The 25284-nt window shown below is 73.4% G+C and carries 24 protein-coding genes; 6 read left to right on the top strand and 18 right to left on the bottom strand.

Translation table 11 applies throughout. The annotated features are described in order from the left end of the window. Positions 1-16: 16 nt before the first annotated feature. The 5 genes from fliD to RSE42_RS04235 all read right to left on the bottom strand — a co-directional run bounded on the left by fliD (position 17) and on the right by RSE42_RS04235 (position 5387). Positions 17-1393: a flagellar filament capping protein FliD gene (gene fliD, locus RSE42_RS04255; RefSeq protein WP_043658829.1), complete on the bottom strand. Its 1377-nt coding sequence runs from the start codon at positions 1391-1393 to the stop codon at positions 17-19. Between the two features lie 111 nt (positions 1394-1504). Then, on the bottom strand, positions 1505-2359 hold the full coding sequence (locus RSE42_RS04250; RefSeq protein WP_137281550.1) for a flagellin: 855 nt from the start codon (positions 2357-2359) through the stop codon (positions 1505-1507). A gap of 232 nt (positions 2360-2591) precedes the next feature. After that, complete coding sequence (locus RSE42_RS04245) at positions 2592-3449, bottom strand: flagellin (RefSeq protein WP_085388479.1); 858 nt, start codon at positions 3447-3449, stop codon at positions 2592-2594. A 131-nt stretch (positions 3450-3580) separates the two neighbouring features. Further along, the gene (locus RSE42_RS04240) at positions 3581-4444 is read right to left on the bottom strand and encodes a flagellin (protein WP_144721643.1); all 864 of its coding nucleotides are present in this window, start codon (positions 4442-4444) and stop codon (positions 3581-3583) included. Between the two features lie 142 nt (positions 4445-4586). Then, on the bottom strand, positions 4587-5387 hold the full coding sequence (locus tag RSE42_RS04235; protein WP_043658103.1) for a sigma-70 family RNA polymerase sigma factor: 801 nt from the start codon (positions 5385-5387) through the stop codon (positions 4587-4589). A gap of 205 nt (positions 5388-5592) precedes the next feature. On the opposite strand from RSE42_RS04235, the gene RSE42_RS04230 reads away from it, so the two are divergent. The 4 genes from RSE42_RS04230 to fliW are packed head-to-tail and all read left to right on the top strand — an operon-like array spanning position 5593 to position 8782. Next, on the top strand, positions 5593-6081 hold the full coding sequence (locus RSE42_RS04230) for a flagellar protein FlgN (RefSeq protein ID WP_021483253.1): 489 nt from the start codon (positions 5593-5595) through the stop codon (positions 6079-6081). A 12-nt stretch (positions 6082-6093) separates the two neighbouring features. Continuing rightward, positions 6094-7515 carry a flagellar hook-associated protein FlgK gene (flgK, locus tag RSE42_RS04225; RefSeq protein WP_043658108.1) on the top strand — a complete coding sequence of 474 codons (1422 nt, stop codon included), beginning with the start codon at positions 6094-6096 and terminating at the stop codon, positions 7513-7515. Between the two features lie 29 nt (positions 7516-7544). Next, positions 7545-8417 (top strand): flagellar hook-associated protein FlgL, encoded by an 873-nt coding sequence (gene flgL, locus RSE42_RS04220; protein ID WP_021483277.1) that lies wholly within the window; start codon positions 7545-7547, stop codon positions 8415-8417. Then, on the top strand, positions 8417-8782 hold the full coding sequence (fliW, locus tag RSE42_RS04215; RefSeq protein ID WP_021483278.1) for a flagellar assembly protein FliW: 366 nt from the start codon (positions 8417-8419) through the stop codon (positions 8780-8782). Before flgL ends, fliW begins: the two co-directional genes overlap by 1 nt. A 214-nt stretch (positions 8783-8996) precedes the next feature. On the opposite strand, the gene RSE42_RS04210 is transcribed toward fliW, so the two are convergent. From RSE42_RS04210 to RSE42_RS04155, 12 genes are all read right to left on the bottom strand, one after another. Next, on the bottom strand, positions 8997-9485 hold the full coding sequence (locus tag RSE42_RS04210; protein ID WP_021482434.1) for a hypothetical protein: 489 nt from the start codon (positions 9483-9485) through the stop codon (positions 8997-8999). Between the two features lie 31 nt (positions 9486-9516). Further along, positions 9517-9879: a response regulator gene (locus tag RSE42_RS04205; protein ID WP_043658110.1), complete on the bottom strand. Its 363-nt coding sequence runs from the start codon at positions 9877-9879 to the stop codon at positions 9517-9519. Then, the gene (locus RSE42_RS04200) at positions 9876-10346 is read right to left on the bottom strand and encodes a chemotaxis protein CheX (RefSeq protein WP_021482436.1); all 471 of its coding nucleotides are present in this window, start codon (positions 10344-10346) and stop codon (positions 9876-9878) included. The genes RSE42_RS04205 and RSE42_RS04200 overlap by 4 nt, the downstream gene beginning before the upstream one ends. Then, a complete protein-coding gene (locus tag RSE42_RS04195; protein WP_021482437.1) occupies positions 10343-10726 on the bottom strand; it encodes a response regulator in 384 nt (127 codons plus the stop codon). The genes RSE42_RS04200 and RSE42_RS04195 overlap by 4 nt, the downstream gene beginning before the upstream one ends. Next, positions 10723-11535 carry a CheR family methyltransferase gene (locus RSE42_RS04190; protein WP_043658116.1) on the bottom strand — a complete coding sequence of 271 codons (813 nt, stop codon included), beginning with the start codon at positions 11533-11535 and terminating at the stop codon, positions 10723-10725. Before RSE42_RS04190 ends, RSE42_RS04195 begins: the two co-directional genes overlap by 4 nt. Then, the gene (locus RSE42_RS04185; protein ID WP_137281547.1) at positions 11532-12584 is read right to left on the bottom strand and encodes a protein-glutamate methylesterase/protein-glutamine glutaminase; all 1053 of its coding nucleotides are present in this window, start codon (positions 12582-12584) and stop codon (positions 11532-11534) included. The genes RSE42_RS04190 and RSE42_RS04185 overlap by 4 nt, the downstream gene beginning before the upstream one ends. A gap of 64 nt (positions 12585-12648) precedes the next feature. Beyond that, on the bottom strand, positions 12649-14256 hold the full coding sequence (locus RSE42_RS04180; protein ID WP_085388484.1) for a methyl-accepting chemotaxis protein: 1608 nt from the start codon (positions 14254-14256) through the stop codon (positions 12649-12651). Between the two features lie 55 nt (positions 14257-14311). Beyond that, positions 14312-15928, bottom strand: a complete 1617-nt coding sequence (locus RSE42_RS04175; RefSeq protein ID WP_415297931.1) for a methyl-accepting chemotaxis protein — start codon at positions 15926-15928, stop codon at positions 14312-14314. A 55-nt stretch (positions 15929-15983) separates the two neighbouring features. After that, positions 15984-16397 (bottom strand): chemotaxis protein CheW, encoded by a 414-nt coding sequence (locus RSE42_RS04170; protein ID WP_061266653.1) that lies wholly within the window; start codon positions 16395-16397, stop codon positions 15984-15986. Further along, a complete protein-coding gene (locus tag RSE42_RS04165) occupies positions 16394-18739 on the bottom strand; it encodes a chemotaxis protein CheW (RefSeq protein ID WP_415298825.1) in 2346 nt (781 codons plus the stop codon). The genes RSE42_RS04170 and RSE42_RS04165 overlap by 4 nt, the downstream gene beginning before the upstream one ends. 180 nt (positions 18740-18919) lie before the next feature. Next, positions 18920-19135: a hypothetical protein gene (locus RSE42_RS04160; RefSeq protein WP_043653789.1), complete on the bottom strand. Its 216-nt coding sequence runs from the start codon at positions 19133-19135 to the stop codon at positions 18920-18922. Positions 19136-19187: 52 nt separating this feature from the next. Beyond that, positions 19188-20444 (bottom strand): hypothetical protein, encoded by a 1257-nt coding sequence (locus RSE42_RS04155; RefSeq protein ID WP_076403322.1) that lies wholly within the window; start codon positions 20442-20444, stop codon positions 19188-19190. 161 nt (positions 20445-20605) lie between these two features. Between RSE42_RS04155 and RSE42_RS04150 the strand changes: the two genes are divergently transcribed. After that, complete coding sequence (locus RSE42_RS04150; RefSeq protein WP_415297930.1) at positions 20606-21676, top strand: hypothetical protein; 1071 nt, start codon at positions 20606-20608, stop codon at positions 21674-21676. A 22-nt stretch (positions 21677-21698) separates the two neighbouring features. On the opposite strand, the gene RSE42_RS04145 is transcribed toward RSE42_RS04150, so the two are convergent. Continuing rightward, entirely contained in the window at positions 21699-23195 is a 1497-nt protein-coding gene (locus RSE42_RS04145; protein WP_082774183.1) for an XRE family transcriptional regulator, read from the bottom strand. A gap of 116 nt (positions 23196-23311) precedes the next feature. Here RSE42_RS04145 and RSE42_RS04140 point away from each other — a divergent pair, with 116 nt between their 5' ends. Next, positions 23312-25252, top strand: coding sequence for a phosphoenolpyruvate carboxykinase (GTP) (locus RSE42_RS04140; RefSeq protein WP_082774182.1), 1941 nt, complete (start codon positions 23312-23314; stop codon positions 25250-25252). Positions 25253-25284 lie beyond the last annotated feature (32 nt).

Raw genomic sequence — 25284 nt, 5'->3', positions numbered from 1 at the left:
TCGCGGGAGGTGCGGCTCAGCGCTTCGAGGACGAGGAGGGCATGAGGGTCGCGAGCTGGCCCGTCAGCCACTGCTGCTGCGAGTCGAGCTTGGCGAGCTGGACCTCCATGACGGTGTACTGCGCGGTGAGGCGCTTGAAGCGCTGCTCGAGCCGCTGGTCCCACCGGGCGATCTGGTCGTCCAGGCGGGTGGCCTGGGTCTCGCGGTTCTTGACGGACGTCGTGAGGAGGCCGTCGTACTTGTCGGAGAGCATCTCGGAGGCCTTCTGGACGCGCGTCGCGACCTGCGTGAACGTGCTCATCGTCGTGTCGGGGTCGGCGGCGAGGGCCGCCGAGAGCTTCTCGGCGTCGAACGTGACCTCGCCGTAGCGCGTGATCTCGATGCCGATCGACGACAGGGACGCCCCGTCCACCGGGTCCGTGACGGCGCCGAGCAGCGACTGGCGCGCGTTGCGCACGATGGACTCCCCGGCGAGCGTCGCGCCGGAGGTCGAGCCGTCCGACCCGATCGTCACCTTGGTCTGCGTCCCGATGCGCGCGAGGATCGCGCTCACGGCGTCGACGAGGCTGCGGACCTTGTTCGCGCGCGCCTCGGGGTCCTCGCCGACGGTGACGGTGACGGGGTCGGCGGACGCCTTCGAGACGGTGACGTCGATGCCGGGGAGGAGGTCGGTGAACGTGCTCGACGCCGAGGTGACGGTCTGCTCGGCGGCGGTGCCGGCCCACAGGCGCACCACGGAGTCGGCGGCCGCCGTGACGGTGGCCGCGCCGGGAGCGGCGAGCAGGTTCGTCGCGGTGCCGGCGTCCACCTCGGCGGCGGTCCCGGCGTGGAACGAGAACGCGCCCGCGGCGCCCGTCGCGGCGCCCGTGAGCTGGAGGCGGTAGAGCTTCTCCCCCGTCGCGGCGTCGGTGCCCGCACCGACCTTGACCGCGGTGACGCCCGCGTCGGCGCGGTTGATCGCCGCGACGACGTCGTCGAGCGACGTGGAGGCCGCGGTCAGCTCGGTGTGCTCGCCCGCGGCGTCCGTGAGGGTGAAGCGCGTGGTGGGAGCCGTCGTGAGGGTCGCGGTGACCGACTTCTGCGCGGTGGCGACGGCGTCGACGACGACGTCGATGCTCCCCGGGGAGGCGCCGGCGCGGGCGGCGACCGAGACCGCGTCGGACGAGCCCTTCGCGGTGAAGAGCGCGAGCGCGTCGCCGGCGGTGAGCTCCTTGGCGAGCTTCGCGAGCGCGGCCACGCGCGTGTTGAGGTCCTGGAGCGCGGTGATCTCGGAGCGCTCGGCCTTGACCTTGGCCTGGAGCTGCTGCTGCGGGATCGACTCGACGGCGATGAGCTGCTTGACGAGGTCTGCCGTGTTGAGACCGCTCGACAGCCCGGTGAAGGAGATGCCCACGCGGATCACCTCCAGGTGTGGGACGGGGGACGTGCTGGGGACGTGGTGCGGAGAAGACCCGGCGGACGGCGCGGAGGGCGGTCCGTGCCGCCCGCCGGGTGGCCGTCAGGGTCAGCCGAGGAGCTGGAGGACTCCCGAGCTGGCCTGGTTCGCCTGGGCCAGCATCGCGGTGCCGGCCTGGGACAGGATGTTGGTGCGCGAGTAGTTCATCATCTCCTTGGCCATGTCGACGTCGCGGATGCGCGACTCGGCGGAGGTCAGGTTCTCCGTCGCGACGTTGATGTTGGAGATCGCGTACTCCAGGCGGTTCTGCGTCGCACCCAGGCCCGAGCGAGCCGTCGACACGGCCTTGAGCGCCGTGTCGATCGTCTCGATCGCGGCCTGCGCGTTCGCCGCCGTGTCCACCGTGAGGGAGCTGCCGCCCGCGGCGGCGTACACGCCCGCCTCGATGACCGTCTGGAGGTCGTTGGTGGTGAGGTCGATGGTGATGGTGTTGCCGTCACCGGTGCCCTCGGCGCCCACCTGGACCGTGAGGTCGGTCGCGCTGGCCTTGAGCAGGTCGATGCCGTTGAAGTTCGTCGAGTCGACGATCCGGTCGAGCTCGTCCGCGAGCTCGTCGAGCTCCGACTTGATCGCGGTGCGCGCGTCGGCGTTGTTCGTGTCGTTCGCCGCCTGCACCGACAGGTCGCGCATGCGCTGCAGGATCGACTGCGCCTCACCCAGCGCACCTTCCGCCGTCTGCACGACGCTGATGCCGTCCTGCGCGTTGCGCGCCGCGACGCTGTAACCGTTCACCTGGGCCTTGAGACCCTCGGCGATCGACAGACCCGCGGCGTCGTCCGCCGCACGGTTGATCCGCAGACCCGACGACAGCTTCTCCAGCGACTTGCTCTGGCTGTTCTGGGTGCTCGTGAGGTTCCGGTACGTGTTGAGTGCCGAGACGTTCGTGTTGACGCTGAAGCCCATGATGAGTCCTCCGTGAGACGGGCGAGTGGATGATCCCCCAGCCCATCCGTGGGCCGGTCACCGAGCACTCTCGGCACCCACCGCGACGTCGTGGGGGGCGACTTTCGACGAGTTCCCCGTCCCGTCGGGGGGCGCCCGCGGTGCGCACAGCACGACGGCGCCGCACCGGGTGCTCCGGTGCGACGCCGTCGGTGGGGACGGCCGCGCGGGACCGGCCGCGCGGCCGTCAGGATCAGCCGAGGAGCTGGAGGACTCCCGAGCTGGCCTGGTTCGCCTGGGCCAGCATCGCGGTGCCGGCCTGGGACAGGATGTTGGTGCGCGAGTAGTTCATCATCTCCTTGGCCATGTCGACGTCGCGGATGCGCGACTCGGCGGAGGTCAGGTTCTCCGTCGCGACGTTGATGTTGGAGATGGCGTACTCCAGGCGGTTCTGCGTCGCACCCAGGCCCGAGCGAGCCGTCGACACGGCCTTGAGCGCCGTGTCGATCGTCTCGATCGCGGCCTGCGCACCGGCGGCGGTCGCGACGTTGAGCGACGTCCCGCCGTTGGTGGCGTCGTAGACGCCGGCCTCGATGATGCCCTGCAGGTCGTTGGTGGTGAGGTCGATCGAGATGGTGTTGCCACCGCCGGCACCCTCGGCGCCGACCTGGACCGTGAGGTCCGTCGCCGTCGACTTGAGCAGGTCGATGCCGTTGAAGTTCGTCGAGTCGACGATCCGGTCGAGCTCGTCCGCGAGCTCGCCCAGCTCCGAGCTGATGGCGGTGCGCGCGTCGGCGTTGTTCGTGTCGTTCGCCGCCTGCACCGACAGGTCGCGCATGCGCTGCAGGATCGACTGCGCCTCACCCAGCGCACCTTCCGCCGTCTGCACGACGCTGATGCCGTCCTGCGCGTTGCGCGCCGCGACGCTGTAACCGTTCACCTGGGCCTTGAGACCCTCGGCGATCGACAGACCCGCGGCGTCGTCCGCCGCACGGTTGATCCGCAGACCCGACGACAGCTTCTCCAGCGACTTGCTCTGGCTGTTCTGGGTGCTCGTGAGGTTCCGGTACGTGTTGAGTGCCGAGACGTTCGTGTTGACGCTGAAGCCCATGATGAGTCCTCCGTGAGACGGGCGAGTGGATGATCCCCCAGCCCATCCGTGGGCCGGTCACCGAGCACTCTCGGCACCCACCGCCACGTCGTGGCCAGTGACCTGCGTCACTTTTCGGGAGCTCAGGAGCCTCAGCCCAGGAGCTGCAGCACCGACGACGGCGCCTGGTTGGCCTGGGCGAGCATCGCCGTCCCCGCCTGCGCCAGCACGTTCAGGCGCGCGCCGTCGCGCAGCTCCTGGGCGAGGTCGGCGTCCCGGATCCGCGACTCCGCCGCGCGCAGGTTCTCCCCCGTGCTGCCGGCGACGCGCGCCGCGTGGTCGAGCCGGTTGATCGTCGCGCCCATGCGCGAGCGCTCCTCCGAGACGCGCGAGATCGCGCGGTCGATCGCCTCGACCGCCGCACGCGAGGTCATGTGCGCGAGCTCGGGGTACCCCGCGCCGGTCAGGCTCACGCGCAGGTCGCCGTCGCCCGCGACGAGCACCGACGACACCGCCCACGTCACCCGCGGGAGCTGGACGGCGATCGTCGAGGCGGCGTCCCCCTCGGCACCGACCTGGAAGGTCACCGTCGGCTCGCTCGCGAGGAGGAGCTGGTCGGCGAAGGCCGACTCGTTGTGGGTCCGGCTCACCTCGCGCGCGAGCGCCGACAGCTCGTCCTCCATCGCGGCGCGCGCGTCCGGCCCGTTCGTGTCGCTCGCGGCCTGGAGCGCGAGCTCGCGCATGCGCTGGAGCATGCCCTGGATGCCGCCGAGCGCGCCGTCCGCCGTCTGGAGCATGGCGACCGCGTCCGCCGCGTTGCGCTGCGCGACGGCGCTGCCGTTCGCCTGGGCCCGCAGGCCCTCCGCCGTCGTCAGGCCCGCGGAGTCGTCCGCGGCGGTGGTGATCCGCAGGCCGGACGCGAGCCGCTCCGCCGACGCGCCCTGCTCGCGCTGCGTCGTCGCGAGGCGGCGGTACGTCGTCGTCGCCGCCACGTTCGTCACGATCGAGAGACCCATGCGTGCGCTCCTGTCCCGCGCGGCCCCGGGCGGGCCGGCTCGTCCGGTACCGGCCCGTCACCTCGACCGGCCTGCTCCTGGGGACTGTCGGACGCCGCGGCCCGACGGTGGCCGACACCGGTCGACGCCGTCGCGCCCCGCGTCACGACGCCGCGGGCACCGCCCACGCGGACCGCTGCGTGGCACCGCCCGCGACGCGCTCGCCCATCGCGGCGAGGTACTCCCGCCGGCGGGCCGTGAGCGGCGCGGCCGGGCCCTTCGCCTCGCGGCCCGAGTAGTGGGCCTCGAGCCCCTCGCGGAGCAGGCGGACCGCCTCGATCCGCGCGTGCGAGACGGTCGAGTGGCTGATCCCCAGCTCGGCGGCGAGGTCGCCGACGCTGCGCCCCGCGAAGTACACCTGCTCGACGACGTGCCGCAGCTGGTCCGGCAGCGCCGCCACCGCCTCGCGCACCACGTGCCGTTCCTCGACGGACAGGACCTGCTCCTCCGGGGTCGGCGCCTCGAGCGCGACGTGGTCGTAGGTGGTGTCCTCCATCGCCACGATCGAGCGGCCGGCGTCGTCGCGGGCCGCGCGCACGTCCGCGACCGCGACGCCCATCGCCTCGGCGACCTGCGCGTCGGTCGGCTCGCGACCGAGGGACGCGGTGAGCGACGCCGTCACGGCCGTCAGCGCCTTGATGCGGCGGCGCGCCGAGCGCGGGGCCCAGTCCTGCGAGCGCAGCTCGTCGGCGAGCGCCCCCACGATGCGGCGCCGCGCGTACGCGCCGAACGGGACGCCGCGGGTCGGGTCGAAGCTCGTGGCCGCCGTGGTGAGGGCGACGGCGCCGACCGACGCGAGATCCTCGCGCGAGAGGTGGTCGGCCCGCGCGCACAGGTCGGAGACGAGGAAGCCGACGAGGGCAAGGTTGTCGACGACGAGAGCGTTGCGCTCGGAGAGGTTCACGCCGAAGCACCTTTCTGCTGGGGCGGGCCCGGTACGGCACCGGGAGACGCGGGTGAGGCACGCGGTGGCACCGCGTCCTGACCTCTCCCATGCAGCGGGCGCGGGGATCAGCCGCCACATCCGCACCGCACGTGCCGACAGTGGGTCTCGAGCGGGCGCTGCCCGCCGCCCCGACCGACCACCGCGCACACAAGGGAGAGCCACGTTGGGCCCTCAGGAGCTGTCGACCCTGCTGTGGCGAGAGCGCGAGCTGCTCGAGATGCTGCTGTTCAAGCTCGAGGAGGAGCAGCTGCTCCTCACCGCCGGCCGCACCCGCTGGCTCGCCCACGCGAACCGCGAGGTCGAGACCGTGATGGAGAAGGTGCGCGAGGCGACCCTCGTGCGCACCGTCGCGTCCGAGACCGTCGCGGCCGAGTGGGGCCTGGCGCCCGACGCCACGCTGCGGGAGATCGCCGCGGCCGCCCCGGCCGCCGGCCCCTGGCGCGAGATCTTCGAGGGCCACCTCACGGGCCTCACGGAGCTGACGGTGCGGATCAAGACCGTCCGCGACACGAACACGCAGTTCGTCAACCACGCGTCGCGCTCCACGCAGGAGACGCTCGCGACGCTCGGCGGCGAGCCCCGCACCTACGACGCGACCGGCGCCACCACGGACCGGTCCGACGTCGCCCGCCTCTTCGACACGGTGCTGTAAGGAGTCCCGCCCATGAGCTCGTTCTCCATCCTCAACACCGCCTTCCGGGGCATGAGCGCCGCCCAGGCGGGCATCGACGTCACCGGTCAGAACGTGGCCAACGTCAACACGCCGGGCTACACGCGCCAGCGCGTGCAGCAGTCGGCCACGGCCCCGCTCACCGAGATGGGCCTGGGGCGGCTCTCGCAGTCCGCGCGGTCCGGCCAGGGCGTGACGATCGACGGCGTCGCCCGGCTCGGGAACCTCTTCCTCGAGTCGCGCGTGCGCCAGACGGCGTCCGCCGACGGGTACGCGAGCGTCCGCGCCGCGGCGTTCACGGCCGTCGAGGACATCCACGGCGAGCCCTCGGACACCGGGCTGTCCGCCGCGCTGCAGTCGTTCTGGGGCGCGTGGCAGGACGCCGCGAACTCCCCCGGCAAGGACGCCCAGGCCTGGGTCGTGGTCGAGGAGGCCGGCGCCGTCGTCGACCGGATCGTCGACGGTCGCGCCCGCGTGGAGGCCGCGTGGGGCCAGGCGCGCACGAGCGCGGGCTCGCTCGTGGCCGAGATCAACACGGTCGCCGACAAGATCGCCGCGCTCAACACGCGCATCCTCGACGCCTCCGGCCAGAACGGCTCCGCCAACGAGCTCGTCGACCAGCGCAACCAGCTCGCCGCCGACCTGGCGCGCCTCGCGGGCGCCCAGACGAGCACGAACCCCGACGGCACCGTCAACGTGCTCCTGGGCGGGAACCTCCTCGTCGACGGCCACCACGTGAACGAGGTCCGGCTCGTCGGGTCCTCGACGCTCGACGGCGCGGCCGACGACGCGGTGCGGCTCGAGTGGTCGCACCGCCCGGGCGCGGCCGTCGGGCTCGAGGGCGGCGAGCTCGCCGGGCACCTGTCGGCCCTCGCGCCGGTGTCGTCCGGCGGGATCTACGCCCAGGCCGCGGCGGGCTACGACGCGCTCGCGTCGGCGCTCGTCACGCAGGTCAACGCGCTGCACACGACGGGCCTGACGCCGTCGGGCACGCCGGGCGGCGCGTTCTTCGCGATCGAGCCCGGCAGGTCCGCGGGCGCCGGCCTGCGGGTCGCGGTGACCGCGCCCGGCCAGGTCGCGACCGCCGCCGTCGGGGCGGGGTCCCTCGACGGGTCCGTGGCCGACCGCATCGCCGCGCTCGGGACCGCCGGCGGCGGTCCCGACGCGGTGTGGTCGACGCACGTCACGCAGCTCGCCGTGAAGTCGAGCTCGGCCGGCTACGACGCGAAGCTCGCGACCACGGCGTCGACCGCGGCGTTCAGCGACCTGCTCTCGCACTCCGCCGTCTCGCTCGACGAGGAGACCGTGAACCTCATGCAGTACCAGCACGCCTACCAGGGCGCGGCCCGCGTGCTCACCGCCGTCGACGAGATGCTCGACCACCTCATCAACCGCACCGGCCGCGTCGGGCTGTAGCCCACGACCAGGTCCGCAAGGGGAGAACCGTGCGCATCACCAACCAGATGCAGGCCTCGTACGTCACGAGGAGCCTGCAGTCCAACCTCGCGAGGATCGCCGAGCTCCAGGAGCAGGGCACGTCGGGCCGCAAGCTCACGCGCGCCTCGAGCGACCCGTCGTCCGCGGCGGACGCCCTCGCGATCCGCGGCCGCCTCGCGGCCGAGCAGCAGTACGACCGCAACATCGCGAACGGCGAGGGCTGGCTCGCGACGCTCGACTCGACGCTCGGCACCGTGACCGACATCGTCCAGCGGGTGCGCGACCTCGTCCTCCAGGGCGCGTCGGACACGACGTCGACGGAGGGCCGGGAGGCCGTCGCCGCGGAGCTCGTGGAGCTCCGTGACGAGCTGCTGCGCCAGTCGAACTCCACGTACCTCGGGCGCACCGTCTTCGCCGGGACCTCGGACGAGGGGGTCGCGTTCCGCGACGACTACTCGTTCACGGGCGGCGGGGCGTCCGTCGAGCGCCGCATCGGCGTCGACTCGACGGTCCGCGTCGACATCGACGGCGCCGCCGTCTTCGGCACCGGGTCCGGCTCGGTGTTCGCCCTGCTGGACACCGTGGCGGCCGACCTGCGCGCCGGCAACGGCAGCGGCGGCCATCTCGCCGCCGTCGACGCGCGGCTCGACGCGGTCCTCACCCAGCACACGACCGTCGGCGCGCGCCAGAACCAGCTCGAGCGCGCCGCCGACACCAACCTCGGCAACCGCACCTCGCTCGAGACGCGCCGCGGCGCCATCGAGGACGTCGACCTCGCCGAGCTCGCGATCGACCTCCAGCTCAAGCAGGTCGCCTACCAGGCGACCCTGAGCATCGGCGCCACCCTCCTGCAGCCCTCCCTCCTGGACTACCTCCGCTGATGACCACGCTCACCTTCGTCACCCCGCCTCCCGGCCTCGCGGCCCGCCGGTTCGAGCTGCTCACCGAGCAGGGCGACGGCGTCTACACGCTGTCCGCGCTCGACACCCCGGGCGTCGAGATGCTCGTCCTCGACCCCGGCCGCTGGGTGCCCGGCTACTCCCCCGCGATCCCGTCGTCCGACCTCGCGCGCATCGGGGCCGAGGACACCGACCCGCTCGTGCTCGTCGTCGCGAGCGTGCGCGCCGGCGGCGTGCACGCGAACCTCATGGCGCCGGTGCTCGTGCACCCCGACACGGGCGCCGCGGTCCAGTCCGTCCTCGACGGCCAGGGGCTCGACCTGCGACGGACCCTCGTCACCGCCTGACGTCGCGGACGACCGCGTCCCCACCCCGACCACAGCCACCCCGGCGCCGCTCACGGCACCGGGGTGGCTGTCCGTCGTCGTGCCGTGCCGTGCGGTGCCGGGACGCGCGCCGGGACGGGCACCGGGGACGAGCACCGAGCCGGGACGACGAGAGGCCGGGCCCGGGGCGTGCGCCCCCGGCCCGGCCTCCGCACGGTTCTCGGTCCCGTCGCCGTCAGGCGAGGACCACCGTCAGCGCCCCGCCGCCGTAGCCGGCGATCTCGATCTCTGCGTCGAGCCGGCGACCGGTGCTGCGCAGGAACGACACGGGCGCGCCGGGCAGCGGCCCGCGCGTCGAGTCGAACACCTCCGCGAGCTTGAGGTGCGGCGCGTCCTCCGCGTTGAAGAGGGCGGCGGTGACGTTGAGGACCTCGGACAGGTTCTCGAGCAGGACGTCGCTCAGCGTGCCCTCGGCCGCCGCGTCCTGGGCGGGACCGGGCGGCACGAGGCCGATCGAGGCGCCGAGGTGGGCACCGAGCGGGACGTCGACGGCGACGACCGCCTCGACCTGCGCCCGGTGGCTGACGTAGGTCGCGGCGATGACGCCCGGCCTCGTCTCGGGCGTCAGGAGCGCGCTCGCGCGCACGGCCGTGCACCCGCGGCCGACCAGTCCCGCGTACAGGTCGCGGATCTCCTTGAGCTCGGGCAGGGGGGTCGTGGTCACAGGGGGCTCCTCCGGGGGGACGTGCGTCGGGTCAACGGACGTGGGGACGCAGGACGTCCTCGAACGTGTCCGCGTCGAACGGCTTGGCGATGAGGAACAGGGCGCCCTCGGCGTCCGCGAGCTCGCGCATCTGCGGCGAGCCCTCCGACGTGACGAATCCGAACGGCACGCTCGACCCCGCGGTGCGCAGCGCGCGCAGGACGTCGATGCCGTTCATCTCCGGCATGTTCCAGTCGGACAGCACGAGGTCCGGCTGCTCCGCCAGGGTGAGGGCGAGCGCCTCGGCGCCGTCCCCCGCCTGCAGGATCTCCCAGTCCTTGAACCCCGCCTGGCGCAGGGTCCGGACGACGATCTGCCGCATCACGCGGCTGTCGTCCGCGACGACGACTCTCACAGCTGTTCTCCGTCCTTCGAGGTCCACAACGAGATGACGAGGGGTTCGCCGCGCCACAGCAGCGCCTGCGCGTGGTCGGCCGCTCGCGCGACCGCCGGGCCCGTGGTGTCGACCACGGGCAGGGTGAGCGAGGAGCCGCCGTCGAGCATGCCCTTGAGGTTCCCGCCGACGACGTTCGCGACCTCGCCGAGCGCGTCGCGCACGTCGTCGAGGCCCACGGTCTCGTCGTCGTCCAGCTGGAGGAGCGCGCGCGCGATCCGGTCCGCAGTCGGGCGGGCGGTCACGACGAGCGTGCGCCACGAGGTCGGGCCGACGATGTCGACCCACGCGTGCACGGGGTCGGGGATCGGCGCCCCGAGGGCGTCGACGGGCTCGAGCAGGCCCGGCTCGCCGTCGACCATGGCGGCGAAGAGGTCCTGGGCGATGGGCAGGACGCTCTGGGTGAGCGTGTCCCGGGTGTCGATCATGCGAGCTCCTTGGTCGGCAGCAGCCCGAGCATGTCGAGCTTGCCCATGAGTGCGTCCGGCGTGAACGGCTTGATGAGGTACTCGTGGGCACCGGCGGCGAGCGCGCGCACGATGCGCGACTGCTCGGACTCCGTGGTGATCATCATGAGCGTGAGGTCGCGCCACTCGCGGCGCGCGCGGACGGCCTGCACGAACTGCAGCCCGTCCATCACCGGCATGTTCCAGTCGACGCACGCGAGGTCGAAGCGCTCGCCCGCCTCGAGCAGGTCGAGCGCCTGGCGTCCGTCACCCGCCTCGGCGGTCTCGAAGCCGAGATCCCTCAGCGTCGTGGCGACGATGCGGCGCATCACGCGGGCGTCGTCGATGATCAGCGCTCTCATGCGCTGCCTCCTCGGAGTCGGTAGATGGAGCCCTGCGTGACGTCGACCCGTTCCCACGCGGGATCGACGCCGACGGTGGTCTCGGCGGCCCCCAGCAGGAGGAAGCCGCCCGGCCGCACCCGGCTGCGGAGCCGGGCGAGGATCGACTGCTTGGTCGGCATGTCGAAGTAGATGAGCACGTTGCGCAGGAAGACGATGTCGAACATCCGCGGTCCGGGCGGCGCCGTGAGCAGGTTGTGCTGCTGGAACGTGAGGTTCTCCCGCAGTGCCGGGTCGACCTCCCACTCGGCGCCCACGCGCCGGAAGTTGCGCACGAGCATGGGCGCGGGCAGGCCGCGGTTGATCTCGAGCTGGCTGTACCGGCCCGTCCGGGCCCGCTCGACGACCTGCGCGTTGATGTCCGTCGCGAGGATCCGGTAGCTCCGCACCCGCTCCTCGCGCAGGACCATCGCGATGCTGTACGGCTCCTGGCCGGTCGAGCACGCCGCGGACCAGATGCTGAGGTCCGCGCCCGCGAGCTCCGGCAGGATCGCCCGGCGCAGGGCGGTGAACGGCGAGGTGTCGCGGAACCAGGAGGTCTCGTTGGTCGTCATGGCCTCGACGACGCGCACGGTCTCCGTCGGGGAGCCGCCCCGCAGGTAGCGGCGGACGTAGCTGTCGACGGCGTCGGGACCCTGCAGGCCCTTCTCGCGCGCGAGCGGCCCGAGCCGGGCCTCGACGAGGTACTCCTTGCCCGGCGCGAGCTGGATCGCGCTGTGCTTGCGGACCAGGTCGCTCACGTAGGCGAACGACTGGGTCGAGACGGTCATGCGTGCGCTCCTTCGGCCGCACCGACGATGGCGCGGGCGACCTGGTCGAGGGGAAGGACCGCGTGGGCGTGCCCCGCGGTCGTGACGGCACCCGGCATGCCCCAGACGACCGAGCTCTGCTCGTCCTGGGCGAGCACGTGGCCGCCGGCGCGGGCGATCTCGCCCGCACCGTCGCGGCCGTCGGAGCCCATCCCCGTGAGGACGACGGCGAGCAGGTCGCCACCGAGCGTGCGGACCGCGGAGCGGAACAGGACGTCGACGGCGGGGCGTGTGAAGTTGACGGGGGGCCCGTCCGTGACGAGGGTCGTCAGGCCCGTGCCCTGGCGGCCGAGCTCGAGGTGCCGGCCGCCCGGCGCCAGGTAGGCGTGACCGGGACGGAGCACCTCGCCGCCGGCGGCCTCGACCACGGTCGTGGGTCCCGCGCGGTCCAGGCGCTCGGCCAGCTGCCGCGTGAACACCGGCGGCATGTGCTGGACCACGAGCATCGGGACGGGCAGCGGCGTGGTCAGGGACGACAGCACGGTCCGCAGCGCCTCCGGCCCGCCCGTGGAGGAGCCGACGACGACCGCGCGCACCGGTCGGGCCGGGGCGGGGCGCCGGACCACGGCCGTCGTCCCGCTCGCCCGCGCCGCCGGGGCGGCGGGCGCGCGCGGGACGAGCGCCTTGATCTTCGGCGTGAGCTCCAGGCCGACGCGCTCGAGCGCCGTCTGGACCGACCCGCTCCCGCTCGGCTTGGTGACGTAGTCCGTGGCTCCGGCCGTGAGGGCGTCGAGCGTCGCGGACGCCCCGCGCTCGGTGAGCGTCGAGAACATCACGACGGGCATGCGCCGGCCGGCCGCGCGGAGCGCCCGGACCGTCTCGATGCCGTCCATGACGGGCATCTCGATGTCGAGCGTGACGACGTCGGGGTCGAGCTGCTCGACCTTCGCGAGGGCGAGGCGGCCGTCGGCCGCCGTGCCGACGACGGTGATCTCGGGGTCCCGGTCGAGCGTCTGCGCGACGAGGCGACGGATCACGACGGAGTCGTCGACGACGAGCACGCGGATCACGGTCGTCCTCCTCGGGCGCGGGGCGCGCCGGCCGGGCGGGGTGTGGGCGTCATGGTCAGCGGTCTCAGAGCCGGAACCGGGAGACCTGGGCGTCGAGCTGCTCCGAGACGTGGGCGAGCTCGCCGACGGCGACGTTGAGCTGCTCCATCGACCGGGCGCTCTCCCGCGCGCCGGCGGCGATGCCGGTGATGTTGCCCGCGATCTCGCTCGACCCCGTCGCCGCCTCCTGCACCCCCCGCGACATCTCGTTCGTCGTCGCCGTCTGCTCCTCCACCGCCGACGCGATCGTCAGCTGGTAGTCGTTGATCCGCCCGATGATGTCCGCGATCTCCCCGATCGCCTCCACCGCACCCACCGTGTCCCCCTGGATCGCCTCCACCCGACGCGCGATGTCCTCCGTCGCCTTCGCCGTCTCCTGCGCCAGCTCCTTCACCTCGCTGGCCACCACCGCGAACCCCTTGCCCGCCTCACCCGCACGAGCCGCCTCGATCGTCGCGTTCAACGCCAACAAGTTCGTCTGCTCCGCGATCGACGTGATCACCTTGATCACGTCACCGATCTCCTGCGACGACGTCCCCAGCTTCTGCACCGTCTCGTTCGTCGCCGCAGCCCGCTCCGTGGCCTTGTTCGCCACCTTCGCCGCCTCGTTCGAGTTCTGCGCGATCTCCCGGATCGAAGCCCCCATCTCCTCCGCACCCGCAGCCACCGTCTGCACGTTCTGCGACACCTGCTCCGCCGCCGACGCCACCACACCCGACTGCGCCGCCGTCTCGTCCGACGACGCCGAGAACTGCGCACCCGCCGCAGACAGCTGCTCCGTCGCCGCAGCCACCGCCTCCGACGTCCCCGCCACCTCCGCGATGATCCCCCGCAAGTTCTCCTGCGCACTCGTCAACGCCGCAGCCATCTGCCCCAGCTCGTCACGACCCACCACCTCGGCCCGCACGGTGAGGTCGCCGTCGCCCAGCGCGGTCAGGCTCCTCGACACGGCCCGGATCCGCAGGGCGATCCCGCGCGCCACGACGTAGGACAGCGCGGTCGCCGCGAGGGCGCCGAGCACCGCGACGAGGATCGTGGCGAGCAGCGCCCGCGCCGCGAGCGTGTCCGTCTCCTCGGCGAGCACCGCCGCCTCCTCGCCCTGCGACGCCGTCTCGACCTGCATCGCGTCCATGACGCCCGTGGTGAGGGGGCGGACGGTGCCGTCGAAGTACGCGGCGAAGCCCGCGGTGTCGCCCGCGTCCGCGAGCGGGAAGAGCTCGCCCTCGGCCGCCGCGTAGTACGCGTCCAGGGCGGCGACGAGCGCGTCGACGTCGGTCTGGCTCACCGCGTTCGGGCGGTACGCCTCGATCTGGGCGTCCAGGTCGACCTTGCGCTCCACCAGCTCGTCGAGGAGGCTCGCCCGGGTCTCCGCGTCCGCGATCCCGTACTGGATGACGCGGGCGCGGTCGCCCTGGAAGGCGCGCTGGATCTCCGTGAGCTGCTGCAGCGGCGTGACGTTGCTGCGGTACATCTCGTCGGCGTCCGAGCGCAGCTGGCGCATCGAGACGAGCGCGACGGCCGTGATGACGGCGGTCACCACCACCATCACGAGGACCGACGTGAGGATCTTGACGAGGACGGGGCGGTCCCCCCACAGGCGTCGGGGCGCGTCCTGCTGCTGGTTCGTGGTCATCTGGTCGTCTCTCTGCGTGGGTGCGTGGGTGCGTGGGTGTCAGGGGGTCAGCAGGTCAGTAGGTGAACCGGGAGGCGCGGCCGCGCAGCTCGGCGGCCATGCGCGCGAGCTCGGCGATCGACCCGTTCATCTGCTCGACGGCCTGGGCCGTCGACGAGGCGCCGGCGGCGATGCCGGTGATGTTGCCCGCGATCTCGCTCGACCCCGTCGCCGCCTCCTGCACCCCCCGCGACATCTCGTTCGTCGTCGCCGTCTGCTCCTCCACCGCCGACGCGATCGTCAGCTGGTAGTCGTTGATCCGCCCGATGATGTCCGCGATCTCCCCGATCGCCTCCACCGCACCCACCGTGTCCCCCTGGATCGCCTCCACCCGACGCGCGATGTCCTCCGTCGCCTTCGCCGTCTCCTGCGCCAGCTCCTTCACCTCGCTGGCCACCACCGCGAACCCCTTGCCCGCCTCACCCGCACGAGCCGCCTCGATCGTCGCGTTCAACGCCAACAAGTTCGTCTGCTCCGCGATCGACGTGATCACCTTGATCACGTCACCGATCTCCTGCGACGACGTCCCCAGCTTCTGCACCGTCTCGTTCGTCGCCGCAGCCCGCTCCGTGGCCTTGTTCGCCACCTTCGCCGCCTCGTTCGAGTTCTGCGCGATCTCCCGGATCGAAGCCCCCATCTCCTCCGCACCCGCAGCCACCGTCTGCACGTTCTGCGACACCTGCTCCGCCGCCGACGCCACCACACCCGACTGCGCCGCCGTCTCGTCCGACGACGCCGAGAACTGCGCACCCGCCGCAGACAGCTGCTCCGTCGCCGCAGCCACCGCCTCCGACGTCCCCGCCACCTCCGCGATGATCCCCCGCAAGTTCTCCTGCGCACTCGTCAACGCCGCAGCCATCTGCCCCAGCTCGTCACGACCCACCACCTCGGCCCGCACCGTCAGGTCACCGGAGGCGAGCGCGCCGAGCGCGTGCTGGACCGTGCCCGCGGACCGACGGATGCGGTTGGCGACCCGCACGCCCACGAGGACCGCGAGGAGGAGCCCGACGACCGCGACGACGATCATGAGGAGGAAGGCGCGCGCGGCCTTCGCCGCCGCGTCGTCCGCGACCGTGTCGAGGTAGGCGTAGACCGCGTCACCGGACGCCGACAGCGAGGCGCGGTACGTCGCGATGATCTCGTCGTTGGCCGCCTGGATCTCGGGCGTCACGGCCTTCGCCTCGACCGCCGGCATGAGCGTCGCGTCGCGGAAGGCGAGCCACTCGGCCCACCTCGCCTTGAACGCGGTCCAGTTCGGCTCCTCCACCCCGTCGGCGGCGAGCACCGCGTCGATCAGGCCGATCTGCTCCTCGACGCGGGCGTCCGTCGCCGCCATCTGCTCCGCGGTCTGCTCGCGAGCCTCGCCCTCGACGATGTCGTACTGGTAGGTGAGCCGCCACGCCTCCTGCGTGTCGTGGTCCACCTCCGCGTTGCTGCGCAGGAGCGAGCTCGCCACGCCCGCGACCGACGCCGTGTCGTCGGACGTCGACCGCAGGCTCTGCAGGGCGAACCCCACGACGAGGACGAGCACGACGGCGAGCACGCCGAGCGCGGTGAGGATCTTCGTGCGGACGGAGAAGTCGGCGAAGCGACGCCGGCGCGCGGCGGGCCGCGGGGTCTCGAGCGTGGACATGAGGAGCTCCTGGGGACGTGGGGACGAGAAGAGGAAGGGGGCGAGCCGGTCGGGCTCAGGACGCCGCGGCGTCGACGTCGAGCGCGAGCAGCAGCCGGTCGGAGAGCTTGTACGCGCCGCGGATCACGGCGCGCAGCTCCTCGGGGAGCGTCTGGGGCGGCGTCTCGAACTGGTCGGCGTCGACCTCGAGCACGTCGCCGATCGTGTCGACGAGCAGGCTCACGGTCTCGTCGCCGACGAAGACGACGACCATCATCTGGTCCGCGTCGTGGGCCGTCATGCCGAGGCGACGCCGCAGGTCGACCGACAGCACGACCTGCCCGCGGAGGTTGACGAGGCCCCCGACGTCGTCGGGCGCGAGCGGAACGCGTGTCCGGGCGCGGCCCGGCAGGACCTCCTGGACGCGGTCGACGGGGATCCCGCAGAGCCGGTCGGCCAGCGTGAACGTCACGAGCTGCTGCGTGGTCATCGGGCACCTGCCAGCGACAGGTCGTTCTCGGCCGTCGCGTCGTCGAAGGGGTCGAGGTCGTCGTAGAAGCCGGGGTCCGCCGCCTGGACGGCGCTGCGGACGTCGAGCAGCTCCGTCACGCGGTCCTTGAGGACGGTCGACCCGGTGAGCCCGTGGCCGTCGATGTCGCTGCGCCGGCGCGCGTCGTCCTCGACGATGTCGAAGATCTCCGTGACCGCCATCGCGATGCTGCGCCCCGCGCGGGTGTACACGACGATGTCGAGCTCGTCCGCGGGCGGGCCGCCCGCCGCGCCCAGGAGCTGGTCGAGCCGGACGAGCGGCAGCAGCGCGCCGCGGTACTGGAGCACCTCGCGCGAGCCGACCTGCTCGATCGTGGCGGCGCGGATCCGTTCGAGCCGCGTCACCGCGGAGAGCGGGATCGCCACGCGACGGTCGCCCGCCCCGACGACGAGCATCTGCTCGACGGTCGTGGCGCTCTCCGTCGTGTCCTGCGCGTACGCGCGGGCCATGTCCGCGGCGTCGGACGTGAGCACCTTGCGGGCGATCGCCTGGAGGTCGAGGATGAGCGCCACCCCGCCGTCGCCGAGCACCGTCGCTCCGGAGTACATGCCGATCTGCTTGAGCCGGTTCGCGAGCGCCTTGACGACGATCTCCTCCATGTTGAGGACGCGGTCGACGATCACGCCGAAGCGCTGGTCGTCGGCCTCGACGACCGCGATGACGCGGCCCTCGGACTCCGGGTCGAGCCCGAGCACCTCGGAGAGCGACAGCAGCGGGAGCAGCGTGCCCCGCAGCCGGAAGACGGGGGCGGTGCCGACGTGCTCGATCTCGCCGTGCTGGTCGCCGAGGGCGACGAGCTCGAGGAGGCTGACCTGCGGGATCGCGTACACCGCGCCGCAGCACATCACCGTGAGGGCGGGCATGATCGCGAGCGTCAGCGGGATCCGCATGCGCCACGTCGTCCCGGTCCCGACCGTCGACTCGACGTCGACCGAGCCGCCGATGGCCTCGATGTTCGTGCGGACGACGTCCATCCCGACGCCGCGCCCGGACACGTTCGTGACCTTCGCCGCCGTCGAGAAGCCGGGCAGGAACAGCAGGTCGAGCAGCTCGGACGGGGCCATCGCGGCGACGTCGCCCGCCGTCCGCAGCCCCTTGGCCACGGCGGTGCGGCCGACCTTCTCGGGGTCGATGCCCGCGCCGTCGTCCGTGATCTCCACGACGACCTGGCCGTTCGAGTGGTACGCGCGCAGCGTCACGAGCCCCTGGGGCCGCTTGCCGGCGCGGCGCCTGTCCTCGGGCGCCTCGATCCCGTGGTCGACGGCGTTGCGCACCAGGTGCGTCAGCGGGTCCTTGACCGCCTCGAGCAGGGAGCGGTCGAGCTCGGTGTCGCCGCCCGTCATCTCGATCCGGACGTCACGACCCAGCATCTTCGCGAGGTCGCGCACGACGCGCGGCATCTTGGACCACACGTGCTCGATCGGCTGCATGCGCGTCTTCATGACGCCCTCCTGCAGCTCGGACGCGATGAGGCTGAGGCGCTGCGCGGACCGCTTGGTCTCCTGGTCCTCGCCCGCGCCGGCGATCCGGTCGATCTGGTTGCGCACCAGCACGAGCTCCCCGACCTGCCGCATGAGCGTGTCGAGGAGGTCGACGTCCACCCGGATCGAGCCGTCCGCGGCGTTGCGGGTGTGCGGCTCGGGCTCGGGTGCCGGCTCGGGCGCGGGCGCCGGTCCGACGGCGGGCGCGGGCGCCGGCTCGGCAGCGAGCACCGGCGCCGTCCGGGGCGTGGGAGCCGGCTCGGGTGCAGGAGCCTGCTCGGGTGCGGGGCCCGCCGCGGGCGTGGGCTCCGGCTCCGCCTCCGGCTCGGGTGCAGGCTCGGGGTCGGTCTCGGGCGCGGTGCCGGCCGCGGCGTCGGGCGAGGTACCGCCCGCGACGGCGGGCGCGAGGTCCGGCTCCGGCGCCGCCGTGCCGTCCTGGACCGCGACGATGCGCGCGACCATCGGGTCGACGTCGAGGTCGTCCCCGGCACCGGCCTCGACCTTCGCGAGGATGGCACGCAGCGTGTCGACGAGCGCGAGCAGCACGTCCGCCGTCGGCTGGTCCATCGCCCGCTCGCCGTCGCGCAGCTCCGACAGGAGCGACTCGCCCACGTGGGACACGCGCTCGAGGTTGCCGAACCCGAGGAAGCCGCTCGTGCCCTTGATGGTGTGCACGGTGCGGAAGATGCTGCTCAGCAGCGCGCGCGACGACGGGTCGCTCTCGAGCGCCACGAGGTCCTGGTCGAGCTGGTCGAGGTTCTCGTAGGACTCGACCAGGAACTCGTGGACGATCTCGTCCATCTCGTCCACGTCCGTACCTCCCCGCCACATCTGGCGTGTGTCTGTCTCGTCGCCGGTGTCCGGCGTGCGGCCCGGGTACCCCCGCGGGTGCCCGGGTGGCCGACCCGTTCGCACGGGCGGTCACCGCGTACTCTCGGTACGCGCTGCCGCCTCGTGGGGTGCGGGTCGTCCGGGGTCGTGTCAGGCGGTGGCCTTCTGCGCGGCACGGTTCACGAGTCCCGCGGCCTCCGGGCGCGTCATGCCCTGCAGGACGAGCTCCTCGACCAGCGAGGCGATGAGCTCGTGGACGTCGCGCGGGTTGAGCGGCGAGCCGGACCGGCGCCGGGCGAGCTCCTTGTTCAGCGGGGCGCAGCGTTCGGCGATGGTCGTGCGCGGGCGTGCCGGGACGGCGGCCATGGGGTCTCCTCTCGGTGCCTCGCGGGCGAGGCGCGTCGGTGGTCGTGAGGTCCTATGCGACGAGCGAGCGCTTCTGGCCACCCGTGCGGGCCGCGGCCACCAGGTCCGCCAGCGCGCGGCGCACGGCGAGCGGCGTCGCGCCCAGCGGGGCGCCGGGCAGCGCCGCGGCCGTCGTCAGGGCGGCGAGGTAGCGCGCCGCGTCGCGCGTCGTCTCGCCGGTCCCGCGGTCGGGGTCCCACGCGGAGCGCGCCTCGTGCTCGTGCTCGAGGAAGACGGCGGTGAGCTCGGCGACCCAGGCCGCGTCCACGCCGCAGCCCGCGACGGCCTGCTTGACGGCGACGCGGGTGCGGGAGACGGCGGGCCGGCCGGGGCGCGCGCGGTCGGCGAGCGCGTCGCGGACGAGCAGGTCCGCGATCCGGGCGCCGTACTCGTGGTCGGCGAGGGTCGAGAGCCGGTCGCGGTGGAACGCGGCCCAGAGGCGGCCGAGCAGGACCGCCCGGCGCTCGTCGGTCGGGGCGAGGAGCCCGACGACGGAGCGCAGTGCGAGGCCCTCGTCCTCCTCGACCCACCCGAGCATCCGGGCGCGCACGTCCGGGTCGAGCGGGCGGTCGAGCTCGGGCAGGTCGAACGCCTCGCGGATCGCGCCCGCGTCGATCTGCGTGCGGAGCACGCCGCGCTGCCGTGCGGCCGCGCTCACGTGCGTCTCGTAGAGCTGCTCGAGCTGCGCGGAGCGCCCCGCGTCGACGACGTCCGTCGCGGGGTCGGGGACGACCGGGAGCTCATGCAGGAGGCCCGCGAGCCGGCCCTCGTCGTCGACCGTGCCCTCCAGCAGGTCGGTCGACACGATCTGCCCCACCCGGCGCGCGCTGCGCACGGTGCGCAGGAGCGTGCGGTGCATGAGCGTGTAGTCGCCGAGCGCCTGGCGGATGGAGCCGGCCGCGCTCGCGCCGTCGGCGAACACCTCGAGGTCGAAGAACTTGGTGCCGTTGCGTCCGGTCGAGTCGCCGGTCGCGCCGTCGGCGCTCGGGAGGTCGAGGAGCTTGCGGGTGTAGAAGTCGACGGCCGCCTCGACCATGTCGTCGTGCAGGAACCGCGCGACGTCGTGCCGGTGGCAGTAACGCAGCGTCTCGGACGGGATGATCCCGGTCCGGAAGACGGCCTCGAAGACCGCCATGCGGGCCTCGCGCTCGGGGAGCGCACCGGCGCGCACGCGCAGCGCGAGGTCGGTGGTGAGACGGTCGAGCTCGTCGCTCGCGCGGTCGTGGGTGCGGGGGGCGGGGACGTCGGTGGCGACGGTCGAGGTGTGCATGGCGAGGGTGTGTGCGGCGCCCGCGCGAAAATCGGCCGCTCGCAGCCTCACGGCGCTGTGATGTCCGTCACACCGTCGCCGCCTCGTGCGCGGTGGTGCGCGCAGGTTGGCGCGCTCCCCCGCCGCATAGGCGTGGAGACCACCACGACGAGAGGACCCCTGTGGAGCACAGACGCCGGACGTTCGACGCCGGACCGGGAGCGGGCCTCCTGCTCCCCTCGTCCGCGATCGAGACGGTGGCCCGCCTGCACCGCTGGCAGGCGTTCGCCGGCCTGGCCGACGGCGAGGTGCTGCTCTCTCCCCTGTCCGCGTCACCGCTCCCCCTGCCGTGGACCGTGCCCGCGGGCCGGCGGCGGTGGGCCACCGTGCGCCCCGAGGCGATGTGGCACCCGCTCCTGTGGCTGCCCGAGCGCCTGAGCACGCCGCGGGTCCTGCACGACCCGGTGACGGGCGAGACGTGGGGCGAGACGTACGACGAGTGGGCGCTGCGCGTCGTGCTCGAGCTCACCGAGGCGGGCCCGGTGACGCTCGACGGGCAGGACTGGGTCCTGCTGCACGACCCGGCGCACGACCGGTTCGTGCGCCCCGCCGGGCCGGAGGACCACGACCTCGTCCCGCTGTTCGACGTGACGACCGGGACGTGGCTCGACGTGCTGTCGACCGTGGGGCTCGACGTCGACGACCGCGCGGACGTCGCCCGGGTCGAGGCATGGCTCGCCGGCGGCGCCGACGCCGCGCTCGACGCGGTGGACCTCGACCGGCACCTGCAGGCCGAGGGGCGCGACCCGGCGTGGTCGCTCGACCGGGTGCACCGGCCCCTCGCCGGGCCGGGCGAGTCCCGGACCTACGTCGAGGACCTGCGCGACGCGTCGTCGGCCCTCGTGGCGCGCGAGCTCGGCGAGCGCGCCGCCCGCCTGGGGCGCGGCCGGGCGACCGCGCGCGAGCTCGGCCGACAGGTCGGCACGCTCGCGCGCATCGCGTCGACGCTGCTCTCCCCGCGCGAGCTCGTCGCCGAGGACCTCGGGCTCGCGCTGTCGCTCGTCACCGCGAGCGCCGAGCGGGCGACGACGAGGCGGGCCGCGCTCGACGCCGTCGCGGACCTGCGCATGGTGCTCGGCCCGGTCGCGCAGGCGGCCGCCGTCGGGCTCGACCGCGTCGCGCTACGGTCGGAGATCGAGACGGCGCAGGTGCACCGGCAGGTCGCGGCGCTCTCGGGTCGGCCGGTCGCCTGAGGCGCGCTCGCCCGGCGCCCGGTCAGGCGTCCCGCGGGGCGTGCTTCGCGAGGAACGCGTAGACCTCCGTCGCGTCGACGCCGGGGAACGCGCCGCTCGGGAGCGCGGAGAGCACGTGCTGGTGCATGCGCGCGCTGGGCCACGACGCGTCCTCCCAGCGCGCGGCCGCGTCCGCGGCCGGGCGGCGGCAGCACGACTCGTCCGGGCACGACGACTGCCGCCGCACCGTCGTGTCCCGGCCGCGGAACCACTTCGCCGAGGCGAACGGCACCCCGACGGCGATGGAGAACTGGCCGGACGTCGTCGTGCCGGTCTGCGTGGAGCACCAGAACGTGCCCGCGGGCGTGTCCGTGTACTGGTACGACTCCTGCGCGCGGTCGCGGCGCGTGAAGGCCTCGCGGGCGGCCCACTTGCGGCACACCATCTGGCCCTCGATCGAGCCCGTGACGTCGGCGGGCAGGGGCAGGCCGTCGTTCTCGTAGCCCCGGAACAGCGCGCCGTCGTCGCCGACGCGCAGGAAGTGCAGCGGGATGCCGAGGTGCACGGTCGCGAGGTTCGTGAAGCGTTGCGCGGCGGCCTCGTGGGTGACGCCGAACGCGTCGCGCAGGTCCTCCACGGCGAGGTCCTTCTCCCGCTTGCGCCGCTCCAGGAAGTCGACGGCCGCGCTCTGCGGGATGAGGCAGCACGCCGCGAAGTACGTGATCTCGACGCGCTGGCGCAGGAACTCCGCGTACGAGCGCGGCCGCTCGTGCCCGAGCACGCGGTGCGCTATGGCCTGGAGCGCGAGCGAGCGCAGCCCGTGGCCGCCGGGGATCGACGCGGGCGGCAGGTAGATGCGCCCGTTCTCCAGGTCGGTGACGGTGCGCGTCGAGTGCGGCAGATCGTCGACGTGCCAGATGGTGAAGCCGAGCTGCTCGGCCATGCGCGCGACGGTGCGGTGGGTGAGCGCGCCGACCGTGTAGCCGGCCTTGCGCGTCATCTCCTCGGCGAGCGCCTCGATCTCCGGGTAGTAGTTGTCGCGCGCCTGTCGCTCGAGGCGGAGCTCGGTGTTGGCGCGGCGCGCCTCCTCGGGGGTCGCGACGGCCTCGGTCGCGCGGCGCTGGAGCTCGGCGTGCAGGCCGACGAGGTTCTCGAGCACCGGCAGGGGCAGCTTCTGGCTCGCCTTCACGGCGGGCAGCCCGAGGCCCGCGAACAGCGGGCCGCGCTGGGCGCGGTCGAGCGCGATCTCCAGCGCGGCGCGGCGCGACGGCGGCTCGTCCGTGAGCAGGTCCGTGACCGGGACGTCGAGCGCCTGGGCGAGCTGCTGGAGGAGCGACAGCCGCGGCTCGCGGCGCCCGTTCTCGATCATCGACAGCAGGCTGGGCGCGGTGCCCACGGCCTCCCCGAGCGCGTCGAGGGTGAGGCCGCGCGCCGTGCGGAAGTGCCGCACGCGCCGACCGAGCGTGATGAGGTCCGCCTGGGCCGTGGGCTGAGCCTCGGGACGGTCCCCGGGGCGGCTGGACGACGTCGTGCTGGCCATGGCTTGACAGTACGTCAAGATCAACGAATCTTCACAGCATTCTGAGGCGAAATCTACGCCGGTTCCGCGTGAGGCTGGAGGTACAGCACCGCCCACCCGCCGAGCGAGGAGAACCCATGACCACCGCCGCAGGCCCCCGCCAGACCCGCCGCACCCGCCAGGCCGCGCTGCTCGACGACGTCGAGACCGACCTCGCCGGGCTGTCGACGGACCGGTCGCCGGGGCAGCGAGGCGGCACGGCCGACCCTCGTCCGCGCGACGCGCGCGCCTGGGTGCGGGAGATCGCGACCCTCACCGAGCCGGACGCGATCGTCTGGTGCGACGGCTCCGCGGCGGAGAAGCAGCGCCTGACCGACCTCCTCGTGGACGCCGGGACGCTCCTGCCCCTCGACCCGGAGCTGCGCCCCGGGAGCTACCTCGCGCGCTCCGACCCGAGCGACGTCGCGCGCGTCGAGTCGCGCACGTTCATCTGCTCGCGCGAGGAGGTCGACGCCGGCCCGACCAACAACTGGCGCGAGCCGGAGGCCATGCGCGCCGAGCTCCGCGACGTGTTCGAGGGCTCGATGCGCGGCCGCACGATGTACGTCGTGCCGTTCTCGATGGGCCCGGTGGGCGGCCCCATCTCCCAGGTCGGCATCCAGGTCACCGACTCGCCGTACGTCGTCGTCAGCATGGGGATCATGACGCGCGTCGGGACGGCCGTCATGGACCTCATCGACGCCGGTGCCGCGTTCGTGCCCGCCGTGCACTCGGTGGGCGCGCCCCTCGTCGACGACACCGGGGCGGTCTCCGAGGACGTGCCGTGGCCGTGCAACGACACGAAGTACATCGTCCACTTCCCCGAGACGCGCGAGATCTGGTCGTACGGCTCCGGGTACGGCGGCAACGCCCTCCTCGGCAAGAAGTGCTTCGCGCTGCGCATCGCGTCCGCGATGGCGCGCGACGAGGGCTGGCTCGCCGAGCACATGCTGCTCATCCGCGCGACGTCGCCCGAGGGCCGGGCCTACCACCTCGCCGCGGCCTTCCCGTCGGCGTGCGGCAAGACCAACCTCGCGATGCTGCGACCGACGATCCCCGGCTGGACCGTCGAGACCATCGGCGACGACATCGCGTGGCTGCGCCCCGGCCCCGACGGCCGCCTGCGCGCGATCAACCCCGAGGCCGGCTTCTTCGGCGTCGCGCCCGGCACCGGCGTCGAGACCAACCCCGCCGCCGTCGAGACGTTCGCGCGCGACACGATCTTCACGAACGTCGCGCTCACCGACGACGGCGACGTCTGGTGGGAGGGCCTGACCCCCGAGCCGCCCGCGCACCTGATCGACTGGACCGGCCAGGACTGGACGCCCGACGCCGGCCGCCCCGCCGCGCACCCGAACTCGCGGTTCACCGTCTCCGCCGCGCAGTGCCCGACGATCGCCGACTCCTGGGAGGACCCCGACGGCGTCCCGATCGACGCGATCATCTTCGGCGGACGCCGCGCGACCAACGTCCCGCTCGTCGCGCAGGCGTACGGCTGGGAGCACGGCGTCTTCATGGGCGCCACCATCTCCTCCGAGCAGACCGCCGCCGCCGAGGGCACCGTCGGCGCGCTGCGCCGCGACCCGTTCGCGATGCTGCCCTTCTGCGGCTACAACATGGCCGACCACTGGGCGCACTGGCTCCGCGTCGGCGCCTCCCTCGACCCCGAGAAGCGCCCCAAGATCTTCCAGGTCAACTGGTTCCGCAAGGACGCCGACGGCCGGTTCCTCTGGCCCGGGTTCGGCGAGAACGCGCGCGTGGTCGCGTGGATCGCGGCACAGGTCGACCGCTCGCGCGGCGTCCGCACCGACAGTGGCGCCGTGAAGAGCCCTGTCGGCCTGCTCCCCGCGCCCGGCGCGCTCGAGCTCGGCGGCCTCGACCTGGACGACGCCGACCTCGACGCCCTGTTCGACGTCTCGCCCGAGCAGTGGCTCGCCGAGGCCGAGCTGACCGCCGAGTTCTTCGACACCTTCGGCAACCGCGTGCCCGACGAGCTCTGGGCGCAGCTCGCGCGGCTGCGGGACCGGCTGGGCGCGTGACCGCGTGCGCCCGGGCCGGGCGCGGCTAGTGT

The sequence above is a fragment of the Cellulosimicrobium sp. SJTW-1 genome (assembly GCF_047716875.1).
In the GTDB taxonomy this organism is placed as follows: Bacteria; Actinomycetota; Actinomycetes; order Actinomycetales; family Cellulomonadaceae; genus Cellulosimicrobium; species Cellulosimicrobium funkei.
Note: the sequence above shows the minus strand (reverse complement) of the source record. Positions and strands in the feature narration are given on the sequence as shown.

Bases quoted from the DNA above. Each gene is read 5' to 3' on its own strand.
- RSE42_RS04250 (WP_137281550.1), bottom strand. From the start codon at position 2,359: ATGGGCTTCAGCGTCAACACGAACGTCTCGGCACTCAACACGTACCGG.
- RSE42_RS04245 (WP_085388479.1), bottom strand. From the start codon at position 3,449: ATGGGCTTCAGCGTCAACACGAACGTCTCGGCACTCAACACGTACCGG.
- RSE42_RS04240 (WP_144721643.1), bottom strand. From the start codon at position 4,444: ATGGGTCTCTCGATCGTGACGAACGTGGCGGCGACGACGACGTACCGC.
- flgK (WP_043658108.1), top strand. From the start codon at position 6,094: ATGAGCTCGTTCTCCATCCTCAACACCGCCTTCCGGGGCATGAGCGCC.
- fliW (WP_021483278.1), top strand. From the start codon at position 8,417: ATGACCACGCTCACCTTCGTCACCCCGCCTCCCGGCCTCGCGGCCCGC.
- RSE42_RS04200 (WP_021482436.1), bottom strand. From the start codon at position 10,346: ATGATCGACACCCGGGACACGCTCACCCAGAGCGTCCTGCCCATCGCC.
- RSE42_RS04195 (WP_021482437.1), bottom strand. From the start codon at position 10,726: ATGAGAGCGCTGATCATCGACGACGCCCGCGTGATGCGCCGCATCGTC.
- RSE42_RS04190 (WP_043658116.1), bottom strand. From the start codon at position 11,535: ATGACCGTCTCGACCCAGTCGTTCGCCTACGTGAGCGACCTGGTCCGC.
- RSE42_RS04180 (WP_085388484.1), bottom strand. From the start codon at position 14,256: ATGACCACGAACCAGCAGCAGGACGCGCCCCGACGCCTGTGGGGGGAC.
- RSE42_RS04175 (WP_415297931.1), bottom strand. From the start codon at position 15,928: ATGTCCACGCTCGAGACCCCGCGGCCCGCCGCGCGCCGGCGTCGCTTC.
- RSE42_RS04170 (WP_061266653.1), bottom strand. From the start codon at position 16,397: ATGACCACGCAGCAGCTCGTGACGTTCACGCTGGCCGACCGGCTCTGC.
- RSE42_RS04165 (WP_415298825.1), bottom strand. From the start codon at position 18,739: ATGGACGAGATCGTCCACGAGTTCCTGGTCGAGTCCTACGAGAACCTC.
- RSE42_RS04160 (WP_043653789.1), bottom strand. From the start codon at position 19,135: ATGGCCGCCGTCCCGGCACGCCCGCGCACGACCATCGCCGAACGCTGC.
- RSE42_RS04155 (WP_076403322.1), bottom strand. From the start codon at position 20,444: ATGCACACCTCGACCGTCGCCACCGACGTCCCCGCCCCCCGCACCCAC.
- RSE42_RS04145 (WP_082774183.1), bottom strand. From the start codon at position 23,195: ATGGCCAGCACGACGTCGTCCAGCCGCCCCGGGGACCGTCCCGAGGCT.
- RSE42_RS04140 (WP_082774182.1), top strand. From the start codon at position 23,312: ATGACCACCGCCGCAGGCCCCCGCCAGACCCGCCGCACCCGCCAGGCC.